Raw genomic sequence first — 19,227 nt, 5'->3', positions numbered from 1 at the left:
TGCCTAATTTTATAATCAAACGCAAAATGAAACTAAGAAAATAATGAAGAAATTATTACTATCACTACTGTTTGTTAGTGCAACAGTAACCGCTCAAACTATCGATTTGAATTATTACTTGCCAAAAGATGTTTCTTATAACCAAAATATTCCTACTCCAGAGTCTGTTTTAGGGCATGAAGTAGGTGAGTGGCATGTAACACACGATAAGTTGGTAGAATATATGAAAGCACTAGCCAAAGCTTCTGATAGAGTGAGGTTTGAAAACAGAGGGAGAACTTATGAAGGAAGACCGTTGGTGTTGCTAACAATTACGTCCTCTAAAAACCATCAAAATTTAGAAGCGATACGAGAAAAGCATATCAAAGCAACAAACGATGCTTCACTAGATATATCTAATAGTCCAATTGTAGTATATCAAGGATTTTCTATTCATGGAAATGAAGCAAGTGGTTCAAATGCAGCGTTAGCAGCTGCTTATTATTTAGCAGCAGGAGAAGGGCAGAAAATAGAAGAATTACTAAATAATTCGATAATACTTTTTGACCCAGCAATGAACCCAGATGGTTTACAACGTTTTGCTTACTGGGCAAATATAAATAAGGCAAATAATATCAATCCTGATCCGAATGATAGAGAATATCACGAAGTTTGGCCAGGAGGAAGAACCAATCATTATTGGTTTGATATGAATCGCGATTGGTTGCCAGTTCAATTACCTGAGAGTAGAGCTAGAATTCAAACTTTTCACAAGTGGTTGCCTAATATTTTAACCGATCATCATGAAATGGGAACCAATTCTACCTTCTTTTTCCAACCAGGAATTCCGAGTAGAACAAATCCGTTAACTCCAAAAATGAATCAAGAGTTAACGAAAGAAATAGCTACGTATCATGCAAAAGCATTTGATAAAATTGGCTCAACCTATTACTCAGAAGAAAGTTTTGATGATTTTTACTATGGAAAAGGATCGACTTTTCCAGATATTAATGGAGGAATCGGAATTTTGTTTGAACAAGGAAGTTCTCGTGGGCATGCACAAGAAAGTGAAAACGGAGTTTTAACCTTTCCATTTACCATTCGAAATCAGTTTACAGCAGCATTGTCAACCTTGGAAGCTGCTAAAAATATGCGAACTAAAATCTTACAATATCAACAAGATTTTTATAAAAATTCAAGAAGCTCAGAAACAAACAAAGCAATAGTGTTTGGCGATGAAAAAGATGCTGCAAAGACAAATCATTTAGCTGAGGTTTTACAACGCCATCAAATAAAACTCCATGAGTTAAAAGAAGATTTTACATCGAATGGTAAACGCTTCAAAAAAGGGTATAGCTATGTAGTACCTATGAACCAAAAAAATCATCGATTGGTAAAAGCAATGTTTGATGTACGAACAACCTTTAAAGATAGCTTGTTTTACGATGTATCTGCTTGGACATTCAATTATGCGTTTGGAGTTGATTTTGCGGATAATGTTTCGTTGTCGAAAGCAGGAGCTGAGGTGACTCAATTACCAGTAAAACAAGGAACAATTCAACAAAAAAGTAGTGTAGGCTACTTATTTTCTTGGAATGAGTACAACACTCCTAAAGCGTTAAATACGATTTTAGAAAAAGGATTACGAGCGAAAGTAGCGATGAAAAAGTTTACAAACGATGGCAATTCATACGACTATGGAACCATTTTTATTCCAGCTCAAAATCAAGAGTTAAACGGAAAAGAGTTATTCGATTTTTTAAGTACAATAGCGAATGAAAATCATCTTGAAATTAATGGAGTAGCTACAGGGTTGAACGAAGGAATTGATTTAGGGAGTAGAAATTTTGAAGCGGTTAAAAAACAAAAAGTAGCGATGCTAGTAGGTAACGGAATTACAAGTTACGATGCAGGAGAAATTTGGCATTTGTTGGATCAGCGTTACGATATGAAACTAACAAAGTTAGATACCGATTATGCTACGAGAGTAAACCTTGATAAATATACGACGATTATTGTTCCGAATAGTCGCTCAATTGATAAGAATTTAGTAGAAAAACTAAAAGTATGGGTGCGTAATGGAGGAGTGTTAGTAGGATATAGAAATGCAATAAACTGGTTATCAAACAAAGGATTTATTAATGTAAAGTTTAATAAAACTAAAATTGACTCTATAAACAATGTGTCATTTGAAAACCGTTCGTTACAATCGGGAGCACAAGTAATTGGAGGAGCTATTTTTGAAGCAAGGATTGATCGCTCACATCCAATTAATTTTGGTTACAAAAATGATAAAATCGCATTATTTAGAAATACCAAGCAATTCATTCAACCCGATGCAAAGAGTTATAATAACCCAATTCAGTATACAAGTAATCCGTTATTAAGTGGTTATATATCTAAAGAAAATTTAAAAGAGTTAAAAAGCACCGTTCCGTTTAAAGCCGGACGCTTGGGGAATGGAAGAATAATTGTTTTTACAGACAATACCAACTTTAGAGGTTTTTGGTTAGGAACCAATAAATTGCTCATGAATGCAATTTTCTTTGGGAAGTTGATGTAGAAAGACTTTAAAAGAGGTAAAAAACTGCCTAGCTTTGTACAAAGCTAGGCAGTTTTTTACTATTATTTTTTAGTAAAGTAAAGAAAAATGAGATTTTACTTGTTGACTTACACCATTTTCATCAATAAAAAATAATACAAACCAATAATCATTTGTAGGAAGCCTTTTTCCATTATATATACCATTCCAACCGTCGCTTTCTTTAGTTAAAATAGTAAGAGGTTTACCATATCTATCGAATATTTGAACTGTAGGACTGTTAAGTTCTTTTACCCCAATAATATGCCAAATATCATTAATGTTATCATCATTGGGGGTAAAAAACCTAGGATAATCTATTATTGTTTTACTAATATTTACTTCCCCACAACCATTTTCATCTAAAACGTAAAATGTATTATTCCCTGGGGGAACGTTTTCAAAAACGGGACTCTCTTGATATGCGCCATCATTCAGACGGTATATATATTTACCTAAACCACTAGCGTGTACGGTTACAATATGATTGTCTGCAAACAATTTAGAGTTTAAAACTAATTTTAGGGCGTCTGGTTCCCCTGAAGGAATTATTTTAGCTGTATCAGTACTTGAACACCCTGTAGCTATTGATGTTACTTTGACTTTATATGTACCGGCTTGATTAGCAGTTATCGTAGGTGTTGTTAAACTTAAAGGAACACCGTCTAATAACCATTCAAAAGTATATTCACTACTATTGAGGTTTGTTGCTATTTCAGGGAGTGCATAATTTGTATCGGTTCTTTTACATAAGTAAGTATCATCTATATTAAAATCAGCGGGAATATTAATTGTTATTGGAAATTCTTCTACGTTATAACAACCAGAGTCGTTATAAGTTACTTTGACAAATAGAGAGTAGGTTCCTACTCCTGTTGTTGTGTAGTTTTCTTTATTTAATTTTATGCTATTCGTAGCATTTTCTAATGATGTGTGATAAGTTACAGTGTACTCATCACTATTTAATGAACCTAAAGCAATATGGTCAAATTGATCAAGTTTAATATTGGTGATAAAATCAAAATCGTTATCACAAAAATATTGATCAGGAATACTTGTTACATGAAAAGGAGTAGTTCCTTTTAAGGTGATAATTTTATCTGAGGAATTTGAGCAAGCTATTGAGGGATATACAAAATTGAAGTCAGAATAGGTCGCATTTACTAAATTGTCGATTATAATTTTTCCATCATTACTAGAAGTTAGTGTAATTTCATTGACATTAATTCCGTCTTTTTGATAATTAATAGTAATATCTTCATTAGGAGGTAGTTCTGAAATAATAACCTCTCCATTGTCACCTTCACAATTAGTAGGAGCATTACTATCAAGAGTAGGAACAGCAGGTTGAGGAGGAGTTAAAGAGTGTGCTTTATTAAATTCTTTAACACAACTTTTATAGGTTATTTTGAAATCGGCATAAGTTCCTTCTTCCAACCCAGATATATTTATGTCTCCTAAACTATCGGTTGTATATTTTACCTCAGGAACTGGAAGTCCATTTTTAGTATAGCTAATAGTATACTCTTCATAGGCTGATAGTTGAGATAAGGTAATTATACCATCGTTACCTCCACAACTAGTAAGAGGGCTTATATGAAAAGTAGGACTTGGAAGAGACGGGGGAGCAAGCTTGTAAATAGAGTTTAGCTCTGTAGCACAGCCTTTATACTTTATTTTAAAGTTAGAGTATTCTCCTTCCTCAAGGTTAAGAAGTTTGATGTCTCCAGCACTATCAGTTGTATAATTTTTCTCGGGAATAAGAACACCATTTTTCATATAACTGATTAGGTACTTTTCCTCTTTGTCTAAACCAGATAATAAAATAGAACCATCTTTGGCATCACAGCCAGTTGGATTTGAAGTACTAATATTGACAATTAAAGGGACAAAAGTTTCATCTATTTCTTTTAAAATATAATAGTAAACAAAGGTTTTAGTTTCTTTGGGTAATATGTTTCCTAAATTAAATGAAATAGACATTGCTTCATCGGCTAAAGTAGTTGCACCTACTGTATTGATTACTCCAATTCCGTTCCATATCTGACTAGCACTTCTGTTGCTAAATCCTCCAAAACTTACTTTAGCTCTTTGATCGTTAGCATAAAAACTAACAGCTGATCCATCCTGATCATTGATGTCTCCTACAGGATTTTGAGTAGCCTTTACTATAGAAATGTTATTAGTAGGACTAGGTTGGCTAACAATTTCTAAATTTGTAGAAAAATCAGTTGTTAGAGTAACATTGTTATCAGGGTCAACGTTGTTCATAAAATAAACATCATTTTTAACAACATTACTTGTATTAGTAATTGAGGTAATCATTTGAATAAAAAGACCGTTTTCCGTTACGCTAAATAACCTTTTAATTTGTAAGTCATCTACAGTTCCTTGCCATGTAATTTGTGCAAGATTATCAAAACAATCAGATTCTATTTTTTCACTGCTTAGAATCTCTCCATCTATTCCCTCAACAAAATCTACATTATTATTACTAAAGTTTATGCCATTAATTTCTATAACAAAACCTTCTTCAGCTGCACCGGGGGTAAAAAAATCACCATCATAATCTACCCAATCGTCTTTTTGAGGGTTTGCTATGAATCCAAATAAAAAATTAGATGTTTCTCTATTGTCATGAAATGTAGCAGGCTTATTACTCGTGTTGGCTCCAAAAACCCCTTTGCTGTTTATTCCTATTTCAACATAGTTTCCTTTTATCCATCCTTCACCTTCTTTTAAGTGTGCTTCTAGTTGAGCAAAAGTTTTAAAGGAAATAAAAAGCAAAAAGAAATAACTTAAAGAGAGTAGTTTTTTTTTCATAAGGCTTTTTTTTGACAAAGATAATTTTTTATGGAGAATATAAAAACTAATAAGGATTAGTATTAGTAATTGTAACAAAATTCTAATAAACTCGTCTTTTAAGTATATTAACAAAAAAGTACTATGAGTTTATTAAGAGTTTTATTAGCAATTTTCTTTCCTCCATTAGCGGTGATAGGTAAAGGTTGTGGGTCTATTTTAATAGTGTTTTTACTAACACTTTGTGGGTGGGTTCCAGGAGTAATTGCTGCACTAATCATATTAAACAATCCGAATTAAACAAGGTGTAATTTGATAATTTGAAAATGAATTAATTAAATAAAAGCCATTTTGATAAAATCAAAATGGCTTTTATTTCTTTTCAGCTCTTTAAGGTTTTTATTCAAGAACTTCAGCTATAATTTTTCCAGAACAACCGTTAGGGAATTCTATTTGTAATAAATTAGAAATGGTTGGAGCAATATCTACAATTTCGTATTTCTTTTTAGAAGCTCCTTGTTTAATTCCGTTTCCGTAGAAAATCATCGGAATATGAGTGTCATATGAGTATCCAGAACCATGAGTAGTTCCTTTTCTTGAACTACTAGCAATAGTTGACGGATTGGGGATTAAAATCACATCACCTGAAAATTTTTGATTGTAACCATTTTGTAATACATGTAAAATTCCGTTGGTAAAGGTAGTCGTTTGCATCGTTCTTGCAGTTGCCGATTTATAAATTTTAGCATGGTTGACAGCTTCATCCGCTATGGTTTGTGCTACGTTTTCATAGTTAAGGTTTAACTCACTAATCTTATCTTTATTCAAGAAAACTTGGAAGTTAGAAACGTTTTCAATGATTTCGTCAGATTTAAAATGCTTTAAGGTAATCTCATTTAAAAAGTTTTTGAAAGCCACTGGCTTAACATAACCAGCTGGGATTTTTAAAGATTCTAAGTAAGATGGAACTTGAACAGCAGCATGATCAGCGGTTAAAAATAAGGTGTAATTATTTTTTCCAACCTGGGTGTCTAAAAACTTAAATAACTCTGCTAAATCTTGATCTAAGCGTAAATAAGTATCTTCAATTTCTTTGGAAGCAACTCCAAATTGATGTCCAACATAATCAGTTGAAGAATAGCTAACTGCTAAAAAGTCAGTATACTCAGATTTTCCTAAGCTTTCACCAATAATAGCCGCTTTGACAAAGTCAGTAGTTATAGAATTACCAGCAGGAATCCCTTTTATTATACTGTAATTATTATTGCTTTTTCTTAGAGTAGGGATGTCGTGAGGAAAAACTGGCTTTTCCTCTCCTTTGAAAGTTACTTCAAAGTTATTATCATCATCAATACTTTGAGTATACGTACTAATATCATATAAAGTTTCCCATGGTTTACTTAAATATTCGTCAGCTTTTCCAGAAGCATTAAACTCTTGTACCCAAGTAGGCAATTCATTCAAGTAAAAAGAAGAAGAAATCCATTGTCCTTTATCACCACCGTCAAACCAATAAGCAGCATTAGCAGTATGTCCTGCAGGTAAAATAGCAGAACGATCTTTTATGGCAATACCCATAGTTTTACCATTCATGTTTTGAGCCAGTTTTAACTGGTCGGTAACGGTAGTCGTTAACATTCTATAAGGAGATTTTTTTCCTCCTTCACCGTCATTACCAACAGTATTGTAGTTGTCATCATCAACACAGTAAATAGTTTTCTTTAAATATTTATCGTACCAATGATTGCTAATAATACCGTGGTTAGTTGGTGTGGTTCCAGTGTATATAGAAGTATGCCCTACAGCGGTGTAGGTAGGTATATAATTATAGTGTGCATTTTCTAAAGAGTACCCTTCTCTAAGTAGACGTTTAAAGCCATCGTTTCCATACCTATTAGCAAAACGAGTAAGGTAATCGTAACGCATTTGGTCGATAACAACACCAACGACAAGTTTTGGTTTCTGAGTATTTGTTTTTTTATTAACAGAGCAGCTCGTTAAACATATTATAGCTGCTAAAAAAGCTATTTTTCTCATTTTGTTTTTTGAAAATTAAAACTCAAAGGTACACAAAAAGCAAGCTAAAACTTGTAAATAAGGCGATGAGTTAATGGTTTTTTAATATTTTAGCAAAAAAGAAAATATATTTCATTTAATGAATTACATTGAGCATATAGGTAAATACTTTTCAATGCTAAAACAGGTTTTTTCAAGACCACAAAGAGCAAGAGTATTTCGGGAAGCTTTGTTTAGAGAGATAGATGAGTTAGGGCATAAGTCGATAGGAATTATAGCTTTTATATCGTTTTTTATTGGAGGGGTAATCGCCTTACAAACTGCATTGAACTTGGAAAGTCCGTTTATACCGAAATCGTTGATTGGTTTTGCAGCAAAACGATCTGTAATTTTAGAATTTGCACCTACGTTTTGTTCAATCATTTTAGCTGGTAAAGTAGGTTCGTATATTACTTCGAGTATTGGAACTATGCGTGTTACAGAGCAAATAGATGCCCTAGAAGTAATGGGGATTAACTCACTAAATTATTTGGTGTTGCCTAAAATTATAGCCACTGTTTTCTTTTATCCTTTTTTAATAATCTTAGGGATGTTTTTAGGAATTTTTGGAGGATGGGTAGCAGGAGTTTTATCGGGGCTGTTTTCTGGAGCAGATTATATTGCAGGAGTTCAATTAGATTTTGACCCGTTTCTTATAACCTATGCATTGATTAAAACAGTGGTGTTTGCTTTTTTAATTGCTACAGTGCCTTCCTACCATGGATATTATGTAAAAGGAGGTTCATTAGAAGTAGGTAAAGCAAGTACACAATCTGTAGTGTGGACTACAGTACTCATAGTTATCGCAAATTATTTCTTAACTCAAATGTTATTAACCTAATGATAGAAGTAAACAATTTACATAAAGGATTTAATGGTGTTGAGATTTTAAAAGGAATAACAACTTCATTTAAACCAGGAGAAACAAGTTTAATTATTGGTCAGAGTGGTTCAGGGAAAACAGTATTTTTAAAGTCATTAATCGGTTTGCATATACCAGAGCAAGGAACTATTGTTTATGATGGACGGGTAAATGTTGATATGACCATAGAAGACAAACGCCAATTTCGTCAAGAATTAGGAATGGTATTCCAAGGAAGTGCTTTGTTCGATTCGCAAACAGTAGAAGAAAATGTAATGTTTCCTTTAAAGATGTTTACCAAACAACCTGAAAGTGAAATGTTAGATAGAGTAAACTTTGTGTTGAACCGTGTAAATTTAGAGAACTCTAATAAAAAGTTTCCAGCAGAACTATCAGGAGGGATGCAAAAACGCGTAGCAATTGCACGTGCGATTGTAATGAACCCTAAATATTTATTTTGTGATGAACCAAATTCAGGATTAGATCCGCAAACATCAATTGTTATAGATAACTTAATTCAAGAAATTACCGATGAGTATCAAATAACGACTGTGATTAATACACACGACATGAATTCGGTGATGGAAATAGGAGATAAAATTGTTTTTCTAAAAAATGGGGTAAAAGCATGGGAAGGATCACACAAAGAAATCTTCAAAACAGATAACGATGCAGTGGTAGATTTCGTGTATTCATCTAACTTATTCAAAAAAGTTAGAAAAGCATACTTAAATGATGTTTAGGTAACTTTCTGTTAATTAATGAGTAACAAAAAACACGGATTTTTTTTTAAAATAAACTCAAAAAAAAGTTTGTGGAAACAATAAAAGCTTCTATATTTGCACCCGCAAACGCAGAAAAGCAAAAGCAAATAATGACCGGGTAGCTCAGTTGGTAGAGCATCTCCCTTTTAAGGAGAGGGTCCTGGGTTCGAGCCCCAGCCCGGTCACTAGTAAAGCTTCTCTAATTTACTGAGAAGCTTTTTTTAAAAGCTTTGGGGAGATTCCAGAGCGGCCAAATGGGACGGACTGTAACTCCGTTGTCTTACGACTTCGCAGGTTCGAATCCTGCTCTCCCCACGAAAACTCAATCATATCGATTGAGTTTTTTTGTTTGTCTAATTATATTGTTTAATATTTTGTATTTTTTGTTAAACAAAATATGTATTTTTGTTTGGTCTTAAAATAATATGATATGAGAAAAGTGTTGATACTCTTAGTATTACTGCAATCTTTTGTTGGGGTATCTCAAAATAGTGGGGGAATATCAGGAAAGCTTATTGATTCTAAAACAAGAGAAGTGCTTCCTTTCGTAAATGTTTTAGTCTATGGAACAGAAATAGGAGCAGTTTCAAATGAAAAAGGAGAGTTTGTTTTGAATAATGTTCCTTTGGGGTATAATAAAATACAGGCTTCGTTTGTAGGCTATAAAACGTTAATTTCTGATGAGTATTTAGTTACTAAAGATAATTCGCCATATATAACCTTAGAGTTGATTGAAGATGCAACACAGCTAAAAGAAGTTCAAATACAAGCGCCATTATTTAAAGAGTCTGTAACGAGTCCTTTATCGCTTCAAAGTTTGGGGGTAGCAGAAATAGAAAAGAACCCTGGAGGGAATAGAGATGTACTAAAAGTAATTCAGTCTTTTCCAGGAGTAGCCTCTAATCCTGGATTTAGAAATGATATCATTATTAGAGGTGGAGCAACCTCTGAAAATAAATTTTATTTAGATGGAATTGAAGTTCCAGTAATTAATCACTTTCAAACACAGGGAGCTACAGGAGGTCCTGTGGGAATTATGAATGCGGATTTAATTCGTAAAGTTGATTTTTATTCAAGTGCATTTCCTGCCAATAGAGGCAACTCGTTAAGTTCTGTTATAGAGTTTACTCAAAAAAGAGGAAACCCAAATTCACTAAACACAAGAGCAACTATTGGCACTTCAGATGCAGGAATAACCTTAGATGGTCCATTAGGAAAGAATACAACTTTTATGTTTTCTGCACGTCAATCGTATTTACAGTTTTTATTTAAGTTGATAAAACTACCTTTTTTACCAACCTATAGTGATTTTCAAGTAAATGTTAAATCGCAATTATCAAAAAATAGTGAATTATCAATAGTTGCTTTGGGAGCTATTGATGATTTTGAAATAAATAAAGAGGTAAACGATGGTGAAACAGATTTAGAAACGATAAAGAGAAATAAAGTTATTTTAAATGCTGTTCCCGTAAACAGTCAATGGAATTATACAGTAGGAGCCAGTTATAAGTATTTTGCACCAAACTCAACACATTTAGTTGTGCTTAGTCGAAATGAGTGGAAAAACAAGGCGATAAAATATTTTTTAAATGAAGAAATACCAGCAAACTTATTGTTAGATTATTCATCAAAAGAAATAGAGAATAAGTTACGATATGAACACAGTTTTAAAAGTGGCAATAAGATTGATTTTAATCTAGGTTTTAATCTGGAAACTGCAAGATATACGAATAACAATTATCAGAAAAATGCTAATTCAGATGGAGTAACGATCTACGATTTTAATTCAGCAATTAATTTTGTTAAATATGGAGTTTTCGGACAAGTGTCAAAAAGATATTTAGATGAAAAGTTAGGAGTTTCTTTTGGAGTTAGAATGGACGGAATTGACTACAATTCAGAAATGAAAAATCCGTTCAATCAATTTTCACCGAGGTTATCGTTGAGCTATGATTTGTCTGAAAAATGGACGGTGAGTTCTTCAGTTGGTCGGTATTATCAATTACCATCTTATACGGTGTTAGGATATAAAAATAATGTAGGGGAGTTTGAGAATAAAAAAGGATTGAAGTATATACAATCAGATCATTTTGTAAGCGGATTGAGTTATAAGCCTGATACAGGTTCAAAAATAACTTTTGAAGGGTTTTACAAAGGATATAAAAACTATCCTTTTTCGCTAAGAAATCAAATAAGCTTAGCAAACCTAGGTGCTGATTTTGGTATTATAGGAAACGAAGCAGTGAGTTCAACATCTGAAGGTCGAGCGTATGGATTTGAGTTATTGGCACAGAAAAAATCGTATAGTGGATTGTACGGAATTGCATCGTATACTTTTGTAAGAAGTGAATTTAAAGATGCACAAGGAGCCTATATTCCTTCCACTTGGGATAATAAGCATTTGCTAACAATTACAGCAGGAAAAAAACTAAATAAAAATTGGGAGATAGGTACGAAATTTCGATTAGTTGGAGGAAAGCCTTATACACCTTACGATTTAGTGGCCTCTTCTTTAAAAGACAACTACGATGTGCAAAACGGAGGAATTTTAGATTACTCCAAACTCAATTCGAAACGATTGGATACATATACACAGTTAGATATACGTATCGATAAAACATGGTTCTTAAAAAAAGCCGCTATTAATTTGTATTTTGATATTCAAAATATATATGCTAGTAGCGCTAAACAACAACCATTTTTACTACCTATTGAAGACGAAAACGGAAGAATAACCGATCCTAATGATGCTTCTAGGTATTTGTTAGAAGAAATAGCAAGTACAACAGGACGAGCTTTACCTCGTATAGGAGTTATCGTTGATTTTTAACAGTTTTGAAGTTTGATACTCTTTTAAAAAGAGTAAATTGCTTGCTTAAATTAGCATAAGATTTTTACATATGAAAAAAATTCTATTAGGAGCAGCATTCACTTTTTTAAGTATAACAGCAATTTCAGCACAAAAATATCAGTTTTCAACAGTAAAAGATATTGAAGATACAGAAGTAAAAAGTCAAGGAAGAACAGGAACGTGTTGGAGTTTTTCTACCACCTCTTTTTTAGAATCAGAAATTATCAGGTTAACAGGTAAAAAAATCGACTTATCTGAAATGTATACGGTTCGTAATACGTATTCTGATAAAGCTACTAATTATTTATACCGTCAAGGAAAAGCACAATTTAGTGAAGGAGGTTTGGCACATGATGTTATTAATTCGGTAGAAAAATACGGCGTGGTTCCTGAGCAGGTTTTTACAGGTTTAGATTTGGGACAAAATAAACACAATCATGCAGAAATGATTGCAGTATTAAAATCGATGTTAGATGCCTATATCAAAAACCCAGCAGGAGAGTTAAGTCCGAAATGGAAACAATCAGTTGAAAGTGTTTTAGATGTATATTTAGGGAAGAATACAGAAGAGTTTACTTTTGAAGGGAAAAAATATACCCCTAAGTCTTTTGCAGAATACGTTAAGATTACTCCTTCAAATTACGTAACAATTAGTTCATTTGAACATGTGAAAAAATACGATCAATTTATTTTAAACATTCCAGACAATTTTTCAAATGGAGCATTTTACAATGTTTCTTTAGATGAATTAGTAGCAGTAACAGAAGAAGCAATTAACAAAGGATACACCGTAGAGTTAGATTGTGACGTTTCGGAAGAAACGTTTTCATCAAAAAACGGAGTAGCTATAATTCCTGCTAGTAGTATAGAAAACAAAAAAGCATTGACTGAAATAGTAGAAGAAAGAACAATTACACCAGGTTTGCGTCAAAGTGAGTTTGAAAATTTTAATACGACAGATGATCACTTAATGCACATTGTAGGTTTGGTGAAAGACCAAAAAGGAAACACCTATTTTAAAGTAAAGAATTCTTGGGGTAAAAATCAAGGAAACCAAGGGTATGTATACATGTCGGTTCCTTATTTTAGGTTGAAAACCATATCTGTTTTATTACATAAAGATGCAGTTACGCCAAAATTAAAAAGCAAATTAGAGATCAAATAAGAATAAACTCTTTTAAGAGGATGTAAAACGCTTGGAGGTTTAGAATCTTCAAGCGTTTTTTATATCTTTTCTAACAAGGGAATTTTGTATCTTTCCGAAGTTAACAGAAATCAAAAATTATGGAAGAAAATAAACAAGAAGAAGCTGCAGAGCAGTCAAAGCAGGAGATACAGCAGGATGCAAAAGGTTTATGGGAAAAGATAAAAAAGTTTATTTTAGAATTACTCGATTTTAGAGATGATACAGACCAAGAGGCAACAATAGAAGCAATAAAAAGCGATATTTCTTTTAAAGGAGCAACAGCTTGGATTTTAATCTGTTCTATTTTTGTGGCGTCTATCGGGTTAAATGCAAATTCAACAGCAGTTGTAATTGGAGCCATGTTAATATCTCCACTAATGGGACCTATTTTAGGAGTGGGTATGTCGATTGCTATTAACGATATTGATACATTACGAAAATCGTTAACAAACCTAGCAACGATGATTGTGTTAAGTTTATTGACTGCATTTTTATTCTTTTTTATATTTCCACTTCGCGAAGAAACCTCAGAATTATTAGGAAGGGTAAGACCCGATATTCGCGATGTATTGATCGCTTTTTTTGGTGGATTGGCATTAATTATTGCCAGAACCAAAAAAGGAACGATTGCTTCAGTAATCTTTGGAGTGGCAATTGCTACAGCTTTAATGCCACCTTTATGTACAGCAGGGTATGGTTTGGCAATAGGTAATTTCGACTACTTTTTAGGGGCGATGTATTTATTTACCATCAATACTATTTTTATTGCTTTGGCAACCTTTTTAGTATTGAAGTTATTAGGCTTTACTATGATTCGCTATGTAAATTCTGCCAAACGTAAAAGAATTGCACAAGTAGCCTCTTTTATTGCCTTTTTAGTAATGGTTCCGGCAGTATTTACCTTTGTTGGGGTGTATAATGAAAGTGTAATAGATGCAAGCTATAAAAGGTTTTTAAAAGCAAAAGTATATGATAATCCTAACTTATGGTTGCAGCGTGAAAAATTAGAGGTTAAAGAAAAAACAATACAACTGTTCTTTAATGGTGATGTAAGCGACGCAACGGAATCTTTTTTGAGGAATGAATTAAAAACGTTTCCTAAAATAGATTCATATTCTCTAGTTATTAATGAAAATAAAGCTAAGAGTGTTGACAGAGTAGTAGATGCTTATGATAGGGCTGTAAAAGAGTTAGATGAAAAAGACAATATTATAAAAGGTTTACATATGGAGATTGATGACTTGAAAAGAACCATCTCTAACTTAAATCAAACTATAGAACAAGAAGCGTTGTATAGAGATAAAAACTCAATACCTTTCAGTAAAATTAGTACAGAAGCTAAAATTCGATTTAATGAAATTAAAGAAATGAGCTTAGCGAAGGTATTATCATCGAGTGATTTTATAAAAGTTGATACGACTACTGTAGTTTCTGTTAAATGGAATGAAAGGTTGAAGGATTCTATTATCGTTAAAAATGAAAAAGAATTGAGAAGCTGGATACAGAAAGAATTGAAAACAGAGAAAATTCAGATACGAAGAAAGTAAAAACAAAAAATAAAAAACCGAGCTATAAGCTCGGTTTAATTTTTTGATTACTTGTTAGAGTATTCACAGTAAATAAGAGAAGACTCCAATTACCATTTATAAGACACCATAATTTTAAAAGAGTCACAAATAATGGTTAAAGTTTGTTGAAATATAGGCTTTTGATGATTCCGTCTGAAAGTCCAATTTTGGGGACATAAATTTTTCTTGCTCCACTCCATTTCATAGCAGACAAGTATATTTTTGTAGCAGGAATAATTACATCGGCTCTATCTGGGTTTAAACTTAATTCTGAAATACGCTCTTGATAACTCATCTTTTTTAAGAATTGATACTGAGCATTGAGGTAAATGTAAGAAATAGGTTTTCCAGCGTCTCTACCAGACATTTTAAATAACTTATTAATATTTCCTCCAGAACCAATTAAAGAAATTCGCTTATAGTCGCTAGTATTTTCTTCAATCCATTTTTGAACTTTTTTAAAAAGAACTTTGTTTTCGGGTTTGGTATTATTGAGTACTCGTACAGTACCAATTTTAAACGATTTAGAGTTGATAATTTTCCCTCTAGAAAATAAGGTGAATTCCGTACTACCCCCACCAACATCTACATACAAGTAGGTAGCGTCTGATTCTATTAATTGATTTAAATCAGTTGAAGAAATTATGGCAGCTTCTTTTTTTCCATCAATAATATCAATTTTAACATCGGTATTCTTTAAAATAGTAGCGGCAACTTCCTCGCCATTTTCAGCTTCTCTCATTGCTGAAGTAGCACAGGCCTTGTACCTTTCAACACCATGAATTTTCATGATTAATTTAAAGGCTTGCATAGCATCAAGCATTCTTTGAGTATTTGCTTCTGATATTTTTCCGGAAACAAAAGCGTCAGCCCCTAATCGAATGGGTACACGAACTAAAGATGATTTTTTAAATAAAGGTTCTTTGTTTTTTTCTTCAATAACATTAGCTACTAATAACCTTACTGCATTAGATCCAATATCAATAGCGCCGTATTTCTTTATCTTCAAAATGTATTGATTTATCTGTGATTTTTAGGAAATTCCACTAAAATTGTATTTCCCTTTTTAATATCTTTCCAGTGTTTTGTATCAAACTCTATTCCAATAACCCCACAAGTAGTTACATGGGCAATAGGTTTGTTTCCAAACTTATTTACAAAACTATTAATACCGTGGTCGTGGCTAAATACAATAGCACTACTAAAGCTATCGTCAAGAGCTTTTACAGTTTTTACCAAATAACCATCACTAAAGCTATACAACTGGCGTTTTATTTTGAGGTTGGATAAAGGATATCCAAAATTTTCACAAAAAATAACAGCTGTATGTAGTGCTCTATTGGCACTACTGGAAAGAAATACGTCAGGTCTTTTTATTTCTTCCGCTAGGTACTTAGATAAAAGATGGGCATCATTAATACCACGTTCTTTTAAAGGTCTGTCAATATCTTTAACGCTCTCATAATTCCATGATGATTTTGCGTGACGAACGATATAAAGTGTTTTCATTTAATTGTAAAAAGCTATGTAAATATAAAACTAAGGAGCTAAACGTTCAAGTTTCCAAGAAAAATCTTTTTGTAAAGTGTATCTAATACGGTCGTGCATACGGTTAGGACGTCCTTGCCAAAACTCAATAGAAACTGGTTTTACTAAAAAACCACCCCAATGTTTAGGTCTAGGGATTTCTTGATTTTCAAACTTTTTTTCAAAAGAAGCAAGCTTGTCATCTAGCTCATTACGAGAGGTAACTACCTCACTTTGATTCGAAGCCCAGGCTCCTAATTTACTCCCGTCAGGTCTCGATTCGAAATACCCGTCAGACAAATTCTCAGCAAGCTTTTCAGCCTTTCCTTTAATAATAATTTGTTGTTCTAAACCAGCCCAAAAAAAAGACAAACACACATGATTGTTATTTACAATAGCTTTTCCTTTCTCTGAATGGTAATTGGTATAAAAAATAAAACCTTCCCAAGTGTATTTTTTTAATAAAACAACCCTGCTTTTCGGATAACCATCTAGTCCGATAGACGCAATTGTCATAGCATTTGCTTCCTCTACCATTTCAGATTCATCTGCAGCAAAAAACCAATCTCTAAACAATTCAATAGGGTTTTCAGGACAGTTATGCTCTAGTAATGCTCTTTTTTCGTAAGATTTTCTATAGTCACTTAAATCGTGTGCCATTATTGTTAATTTATACTATGTAAAAGTACAACATTATCAAAAGTATTGTAGGTCTTAGGTATTAAAATTTAGCAAGATTTGAACAATCAAAAGCAAGAATGGTAAAATAAAGGGAGTTAAGTAATCTTAGTTTTGATATGCAAAACAATTCATCCGTAAAATTATACAGTTGAGTAGTTCTTTTTGTGCTAAGGGGTGAAAAGAGAGCAGTTTTGTAGCGTCAAAAACGAACAAAATGAAACATTTATTACTTATTGTATGCTTTTTAATGCATGCGTTATTAATTGCACAAACTACCATTTCAGGAAAGATAATCGATGCGAAAGGGACTCCTATTGAAGGAGCCAATGTGTATTTAGAAGGAACGTATGATGGAACTTCATCTGATGCAAAAGGAAACTTCTCTTTTATCACTTCAGAAAAAGGACAACAAACATTAACGGTGTCTTTTATTTCTTTTGAAACCTATACAAAAACAGCCGATGTATCAATGTTTAAAAATTTGAAAGTGACACTTCGTGAAGATGTAAATACATTGGATGCCGTTACCATAAATGCAGGAACTTTTGAAGCAGGAGATAACGCAAAAGTAACAGCGTTAAAACCTTTAGATGTAGTAACAACCGCAAGTGCTTTGGGAGATTTTGTAGGAGCCTTGCAAACCTTACCAGGAACCTCTTCGGTAAGTGAAGATGGGCGTTTATTTGTTCGTGGAGGGGAAGCGGATGAAACACAAATTTTTATTGATGGAATTCGCGTGTTTACTCCGTATAGTCCTTCTGCCCCGAACATTCCTACTCGTGGTCGATTTTCTCCGTTTTTATTTAAAGGAATCACGTTTTCAACAGGAGGATATTCTGCGGAATACGGTCAAGCATTGTCTAGTGTTTTATTACTAAATACGAATGACGAAACAATACAAGAGAAGACAGATATCTCACTAATGACAGTTGGTTTAGGAGTAGGAAACACACAAGTATTTGGAAAGAATTCACTAAGTGTGAACGCTTCGTATATCAATTTAGCACCTTATCAAAAGTTGTTTCCCGACAGAAATGCTTGGAACAAACCAGTACAATCATTAAATGGAGAAGCGGTATACCGATTTAGGTTTCAAAACGAGTCTTTGTTGAAATTATATGGAGCCTATAGCTATACTGATTTTGATCTGATTCAAAATGATATTAACTATGAAGATGGGGTTCGTTTTGGTTTGAAAAATAGAAACTTGTATTTCAACGGATCCTATAAGCAACAGTTAGCGAATAACTGGACAGTCTCAGGTGGAGCCTCGTTTACCAACGATAATTCAAAAATGAATATACTGGATGATAAAGTTGTAGATAATGAAAACTCAGCTCATGTTAAAGCAACATTAAAAAAGAGATTTTCAAATCGATTTAAATTAAGTTTTGGAGCAGAATATTTTATAACTGATTTTTCTGAAGATTATAACAGTGAAACAAACGGAAATACGACTTACGGATTTGATAATAATATCTTTGGAAGTTTTGTTGAAATAGATCTCTTTTTTAGTAAAAAGTTAGCAACAAAAGTAGGAGTGCGTATGGAAAACTCGGAATTGTTAGACGAATTCACCATTTCACCAAGAGCTTCTATAGCATACAAATCAGGAGAAAATGCACAGTTTTCATTTGCTTACGGACGCTTTTATCAGAACCCTAAAAATGAATACCTAAAATTCAATACGCAATTTAAAGCAGAGAATACGTCTCATTTTATAGCGAATTATCAGTATGTAAAAAACAAACAGATTTTAAGAATAGAAGGGTATTATAAAAAGTATCAAGATTTAGTAAAATATGATACTAATAGAGCATTACCCTATTCAAACTACTCAAACTTAGGTGAAGGGTATGCTAAAGGAATAGATGTTTTTTGGAGGGATAATAAAAATGTGAAAAATACAGATTATTGGGTGTCCTATTCGTTTTTAGATACAGAAAGAGATTATAAAAATTACTCAACAAAAGCTACACCAAATTTTGCATCAAAGCATAATGTATCTGTTGTAGCAAAGCATTGGATAGAAGATTGGAAAAGTCAAGTTGGGGTGAGTTATAATTTTGCTTCAGGTAGAAGTTATACCAACCCTAATAAAGGCGGGTTTTTAAATCAAAAAACAAAGAATTATAACTCTGTAAGCTTGAATTGGGCATACTTACTTAGCCAACAAAAAATACTGTATTTCTCGGTAAATAATGTTTTAGGAACACAAAATGTGTTTGGATATAATTATAAGGATGCACCAAATTCTGAAGGTAGTTTTAACCGACAAGCTATAATACCATCGGCAGATAGGTTCTTTTTTGTTGGTTTTTTTTGGACGATTAGTGATAATAAAAAAGAGAATCAGCTAAACAATTTATAA

At 32.8% G+C, this 19,227-nt stretch carries 13 protein-coding genes and 2 tRNA genes; 10 read left to right on the top strand and 5 right to left on the bottom strand.

Features of this window, described 5'->3' with window-relative positions; translation table 11 throughout:
* Window positions 1-43: 43 nt before the first annotated feature.
* A complete protein-coding gene (locus V1T75_RS11060) occupies window positions 44-2,542 on the top strand; it encodes a M14 family metallopeptidase (RefSeq protein ID WP_330488602.1) in 2,499 nt (832 codons plus the stop codon).
* A gap of 69 nt (window positions 2,543-2,611) precedes the next feature.
* Here the strand turns inward: V1T75_RS11060 and V1T75_RS11055 are convergent, their stop codons facing one another.
* The gene (locus V1T75_RS11055) at window positions 2,612-5,383 is read right to left on the bottom strand and encodes a T9SS type B sorting domain-containing protein (RefSeq protein ID WP_330488601.1); all 2,772 of its coding nucleotides are present in this window, start codon (window positions 5,381-5,383) and stop codon (window positions 2,612-2,614) included.
* Between the two features lie 123 nt (window positions 5,384-5,506).
* Between V1T75_RS11055 and V1T75_RS11050 the strand changes: the two genes are divergently transcribed.
* Window positions 5,507-5,662, top strand: a complete 156-nt coding sequence (locus V1T75_RS11050; RefSeq protein WP_081728322.1) for a YqaE/Pmp3 family membrane protein — start codon at window positions 5,507-5,509, stop codon at window positions 5,660-5,662.
* Between the two features lie 99 nt (window positions 5,663-5,761).
* On the opposite strand, the gene pafA is transcribed toward V1T75_RS11050, so the two are convergent.
* Entirely contained in the window at window positions 5,762-7,399 is a 1,638-nt protein-coding gene (pafA, locus tag V1T75_RS11045) for an alkaline phosphatase PafA (protein WP_330488600.1), read from the bottom strand.
* Between the two features lie 118 nt (window positions 7,400-7,517).
* Here pafA and V1T75_RS11040 point away from each other — a divergent pair, with 118 nt between their 5' ends.
* The 7 genes from V1T75_RS11040 to V1T75_RS11010 all read left to right on the top strand — a co-directional run bounded on the left by V1T75_RS11040 (window position 7,518) and on the right by V1T75_RS11010 (window position 14,627).
* Window positions 7,518-8,258 (top strand): MlaE family ABC transporter permease, encoded by a 741-nt coding sequence (locus V1T75_RS11040; protein ID WP_330488599.1) that lies wholly within the window; start codon window positions 7,518-7,520, stop codon window positions 8,256-8,258.
* Window positions 8,258-9,022 carry an ABC transporter ATP-binding protein gene (locus V1T75_RS11035; RefSeq protein WP_330488598.1) on the top strand — a complete coding sequence of 255 codons (765 nt, stop codon included), beginning with the start codon at window positions 8,258-8,260 and terminating at the stop codon, window positions 9,020-9,022. The genes V1T75_RS11040 and V1T75_RS11035 overlap by 1 nt, the downstream gene beginning before the upstream one ends.
* A 133-nt stretch (window positions 9,023-9,155) precedes the next feature.
* Window positions 9,156-9,228 (top strand) — tRNA-Lys (locus V1T75_RS11030).
* Window positions 9,229-9,275: 47 nt separating this feature from the next.
* Window positions 9,276-9,358: transfer RNA gene (locus tag V1T75_RS11025), tRNA-Tyr, on the top strand.
* A 115-nt stretch (window positions 9,359-9,473) separates the two neighbouring features.
* Window positions 9,474-11,873, top strand: a complete 2,400-nt coding sequence (locus V1T75_RS11020) for a TonB-dependent receptor (protein WP_330488597.1) — start codon at window positions 9,474-9,476, stop codon at window positions 11,871-11,873.
* A gap of 70 nt (window positions 11,874-11,943) precedes the next feature.
* Entirely contained in the window at window positions 11,944-13,059 is a 1,116-nt protein-coding gene (locus tag V1T75_RS11015) for an aminopeptidase C (protein ID WP_330488596.1), read from the top strand.
* A gap of 119 nt (window positions 13,060-13,178) precedes the next feature.
* Window positions 13,179-14,627: a DUF389 domain-containing protein gene (locus V1T75_RS11010; protein WP_330488595.1), complete on the top strand. Its 1,449-nt coding sequence runs from the start codon at window positions 13,179-13,181 to the stop codon at window positions 14,625-14,627.
* Between the two features lie 136 nt (window positions 14,628-14,763).
* On the opposite strand, the gene V1T75_RS11005 is transcribed toward V1T75_RS11010, so the two are convergent.
* Genes V1T75_RS11005 through pdxH form a run of 3 tightly spaced genes read right to left on the bottom strand, consistent with a single transcriptional unit; the run spans window position 14,764 to window position 16,835 of the window.
* Window positions 14,764-15,660, bottom strand: a complete 897-nt coding sequence (locus V1T75_RS11005) for a Ppx/GppA phosphatase family protein (protein WP_330488796.1) — start codon at window positions 15,658-15,660, stop codon at window positions 14,764-14,766.
* An 8-nt stretch (window positions 15,661-15,668) separates the two neighbouring features.
* Window positions 15,669-16,157: a SixA phosphatase family protein gene (locus V1T75_RS11000; RefSeq protein ID WP_330488594.1), complete on the bottom strand. Its 489-nt coding sequence runs from the start codon at window positions 16,155-16,157 to the stop codon at window positions 15,669-15,671.
* A gap of 30 nt (window positions 16,158-16,187) precedes the next feature.
* Entirely contained in the window at window positions 16,188-16,835 is a 648-nt protein-coding gene (gene pdxH / locus V1T75_RS10995; protein WP_330488593.1) for a pyridoxamine 5'-phosphate oxidase, read from the bottom strand.
* Window positions 16,836-17,070: 235 nt separating this feature from the next.
* Here pdxH and V1T75_RS10990 point away from each other — a divergent pair, with 235 nt between their 5' ends.
* Window positions 17,071-19,227, top strand: coding sequence for a TonB-dependent receptor (locus V1T75_RS10990; protein ID WP_330488592.1), 2,157 nt, complete (start codon window positions 17,071-17,073; stop codon window positions 19,225-19,227).

Source organism: Tenacibaculum sp. FZY0031 (assembly GCF_036350695.1).
Taxonomy (GTDB): Bacteria; Bacteroidota; Bacteroidia; order Flavobacteriales; family Flavobacteriaceae; genus Polaribacter.
Note: the sequence above shows the minus strand (reverse complement) of the source record. Positions and strands in the feature narration are given on the sequence as shown.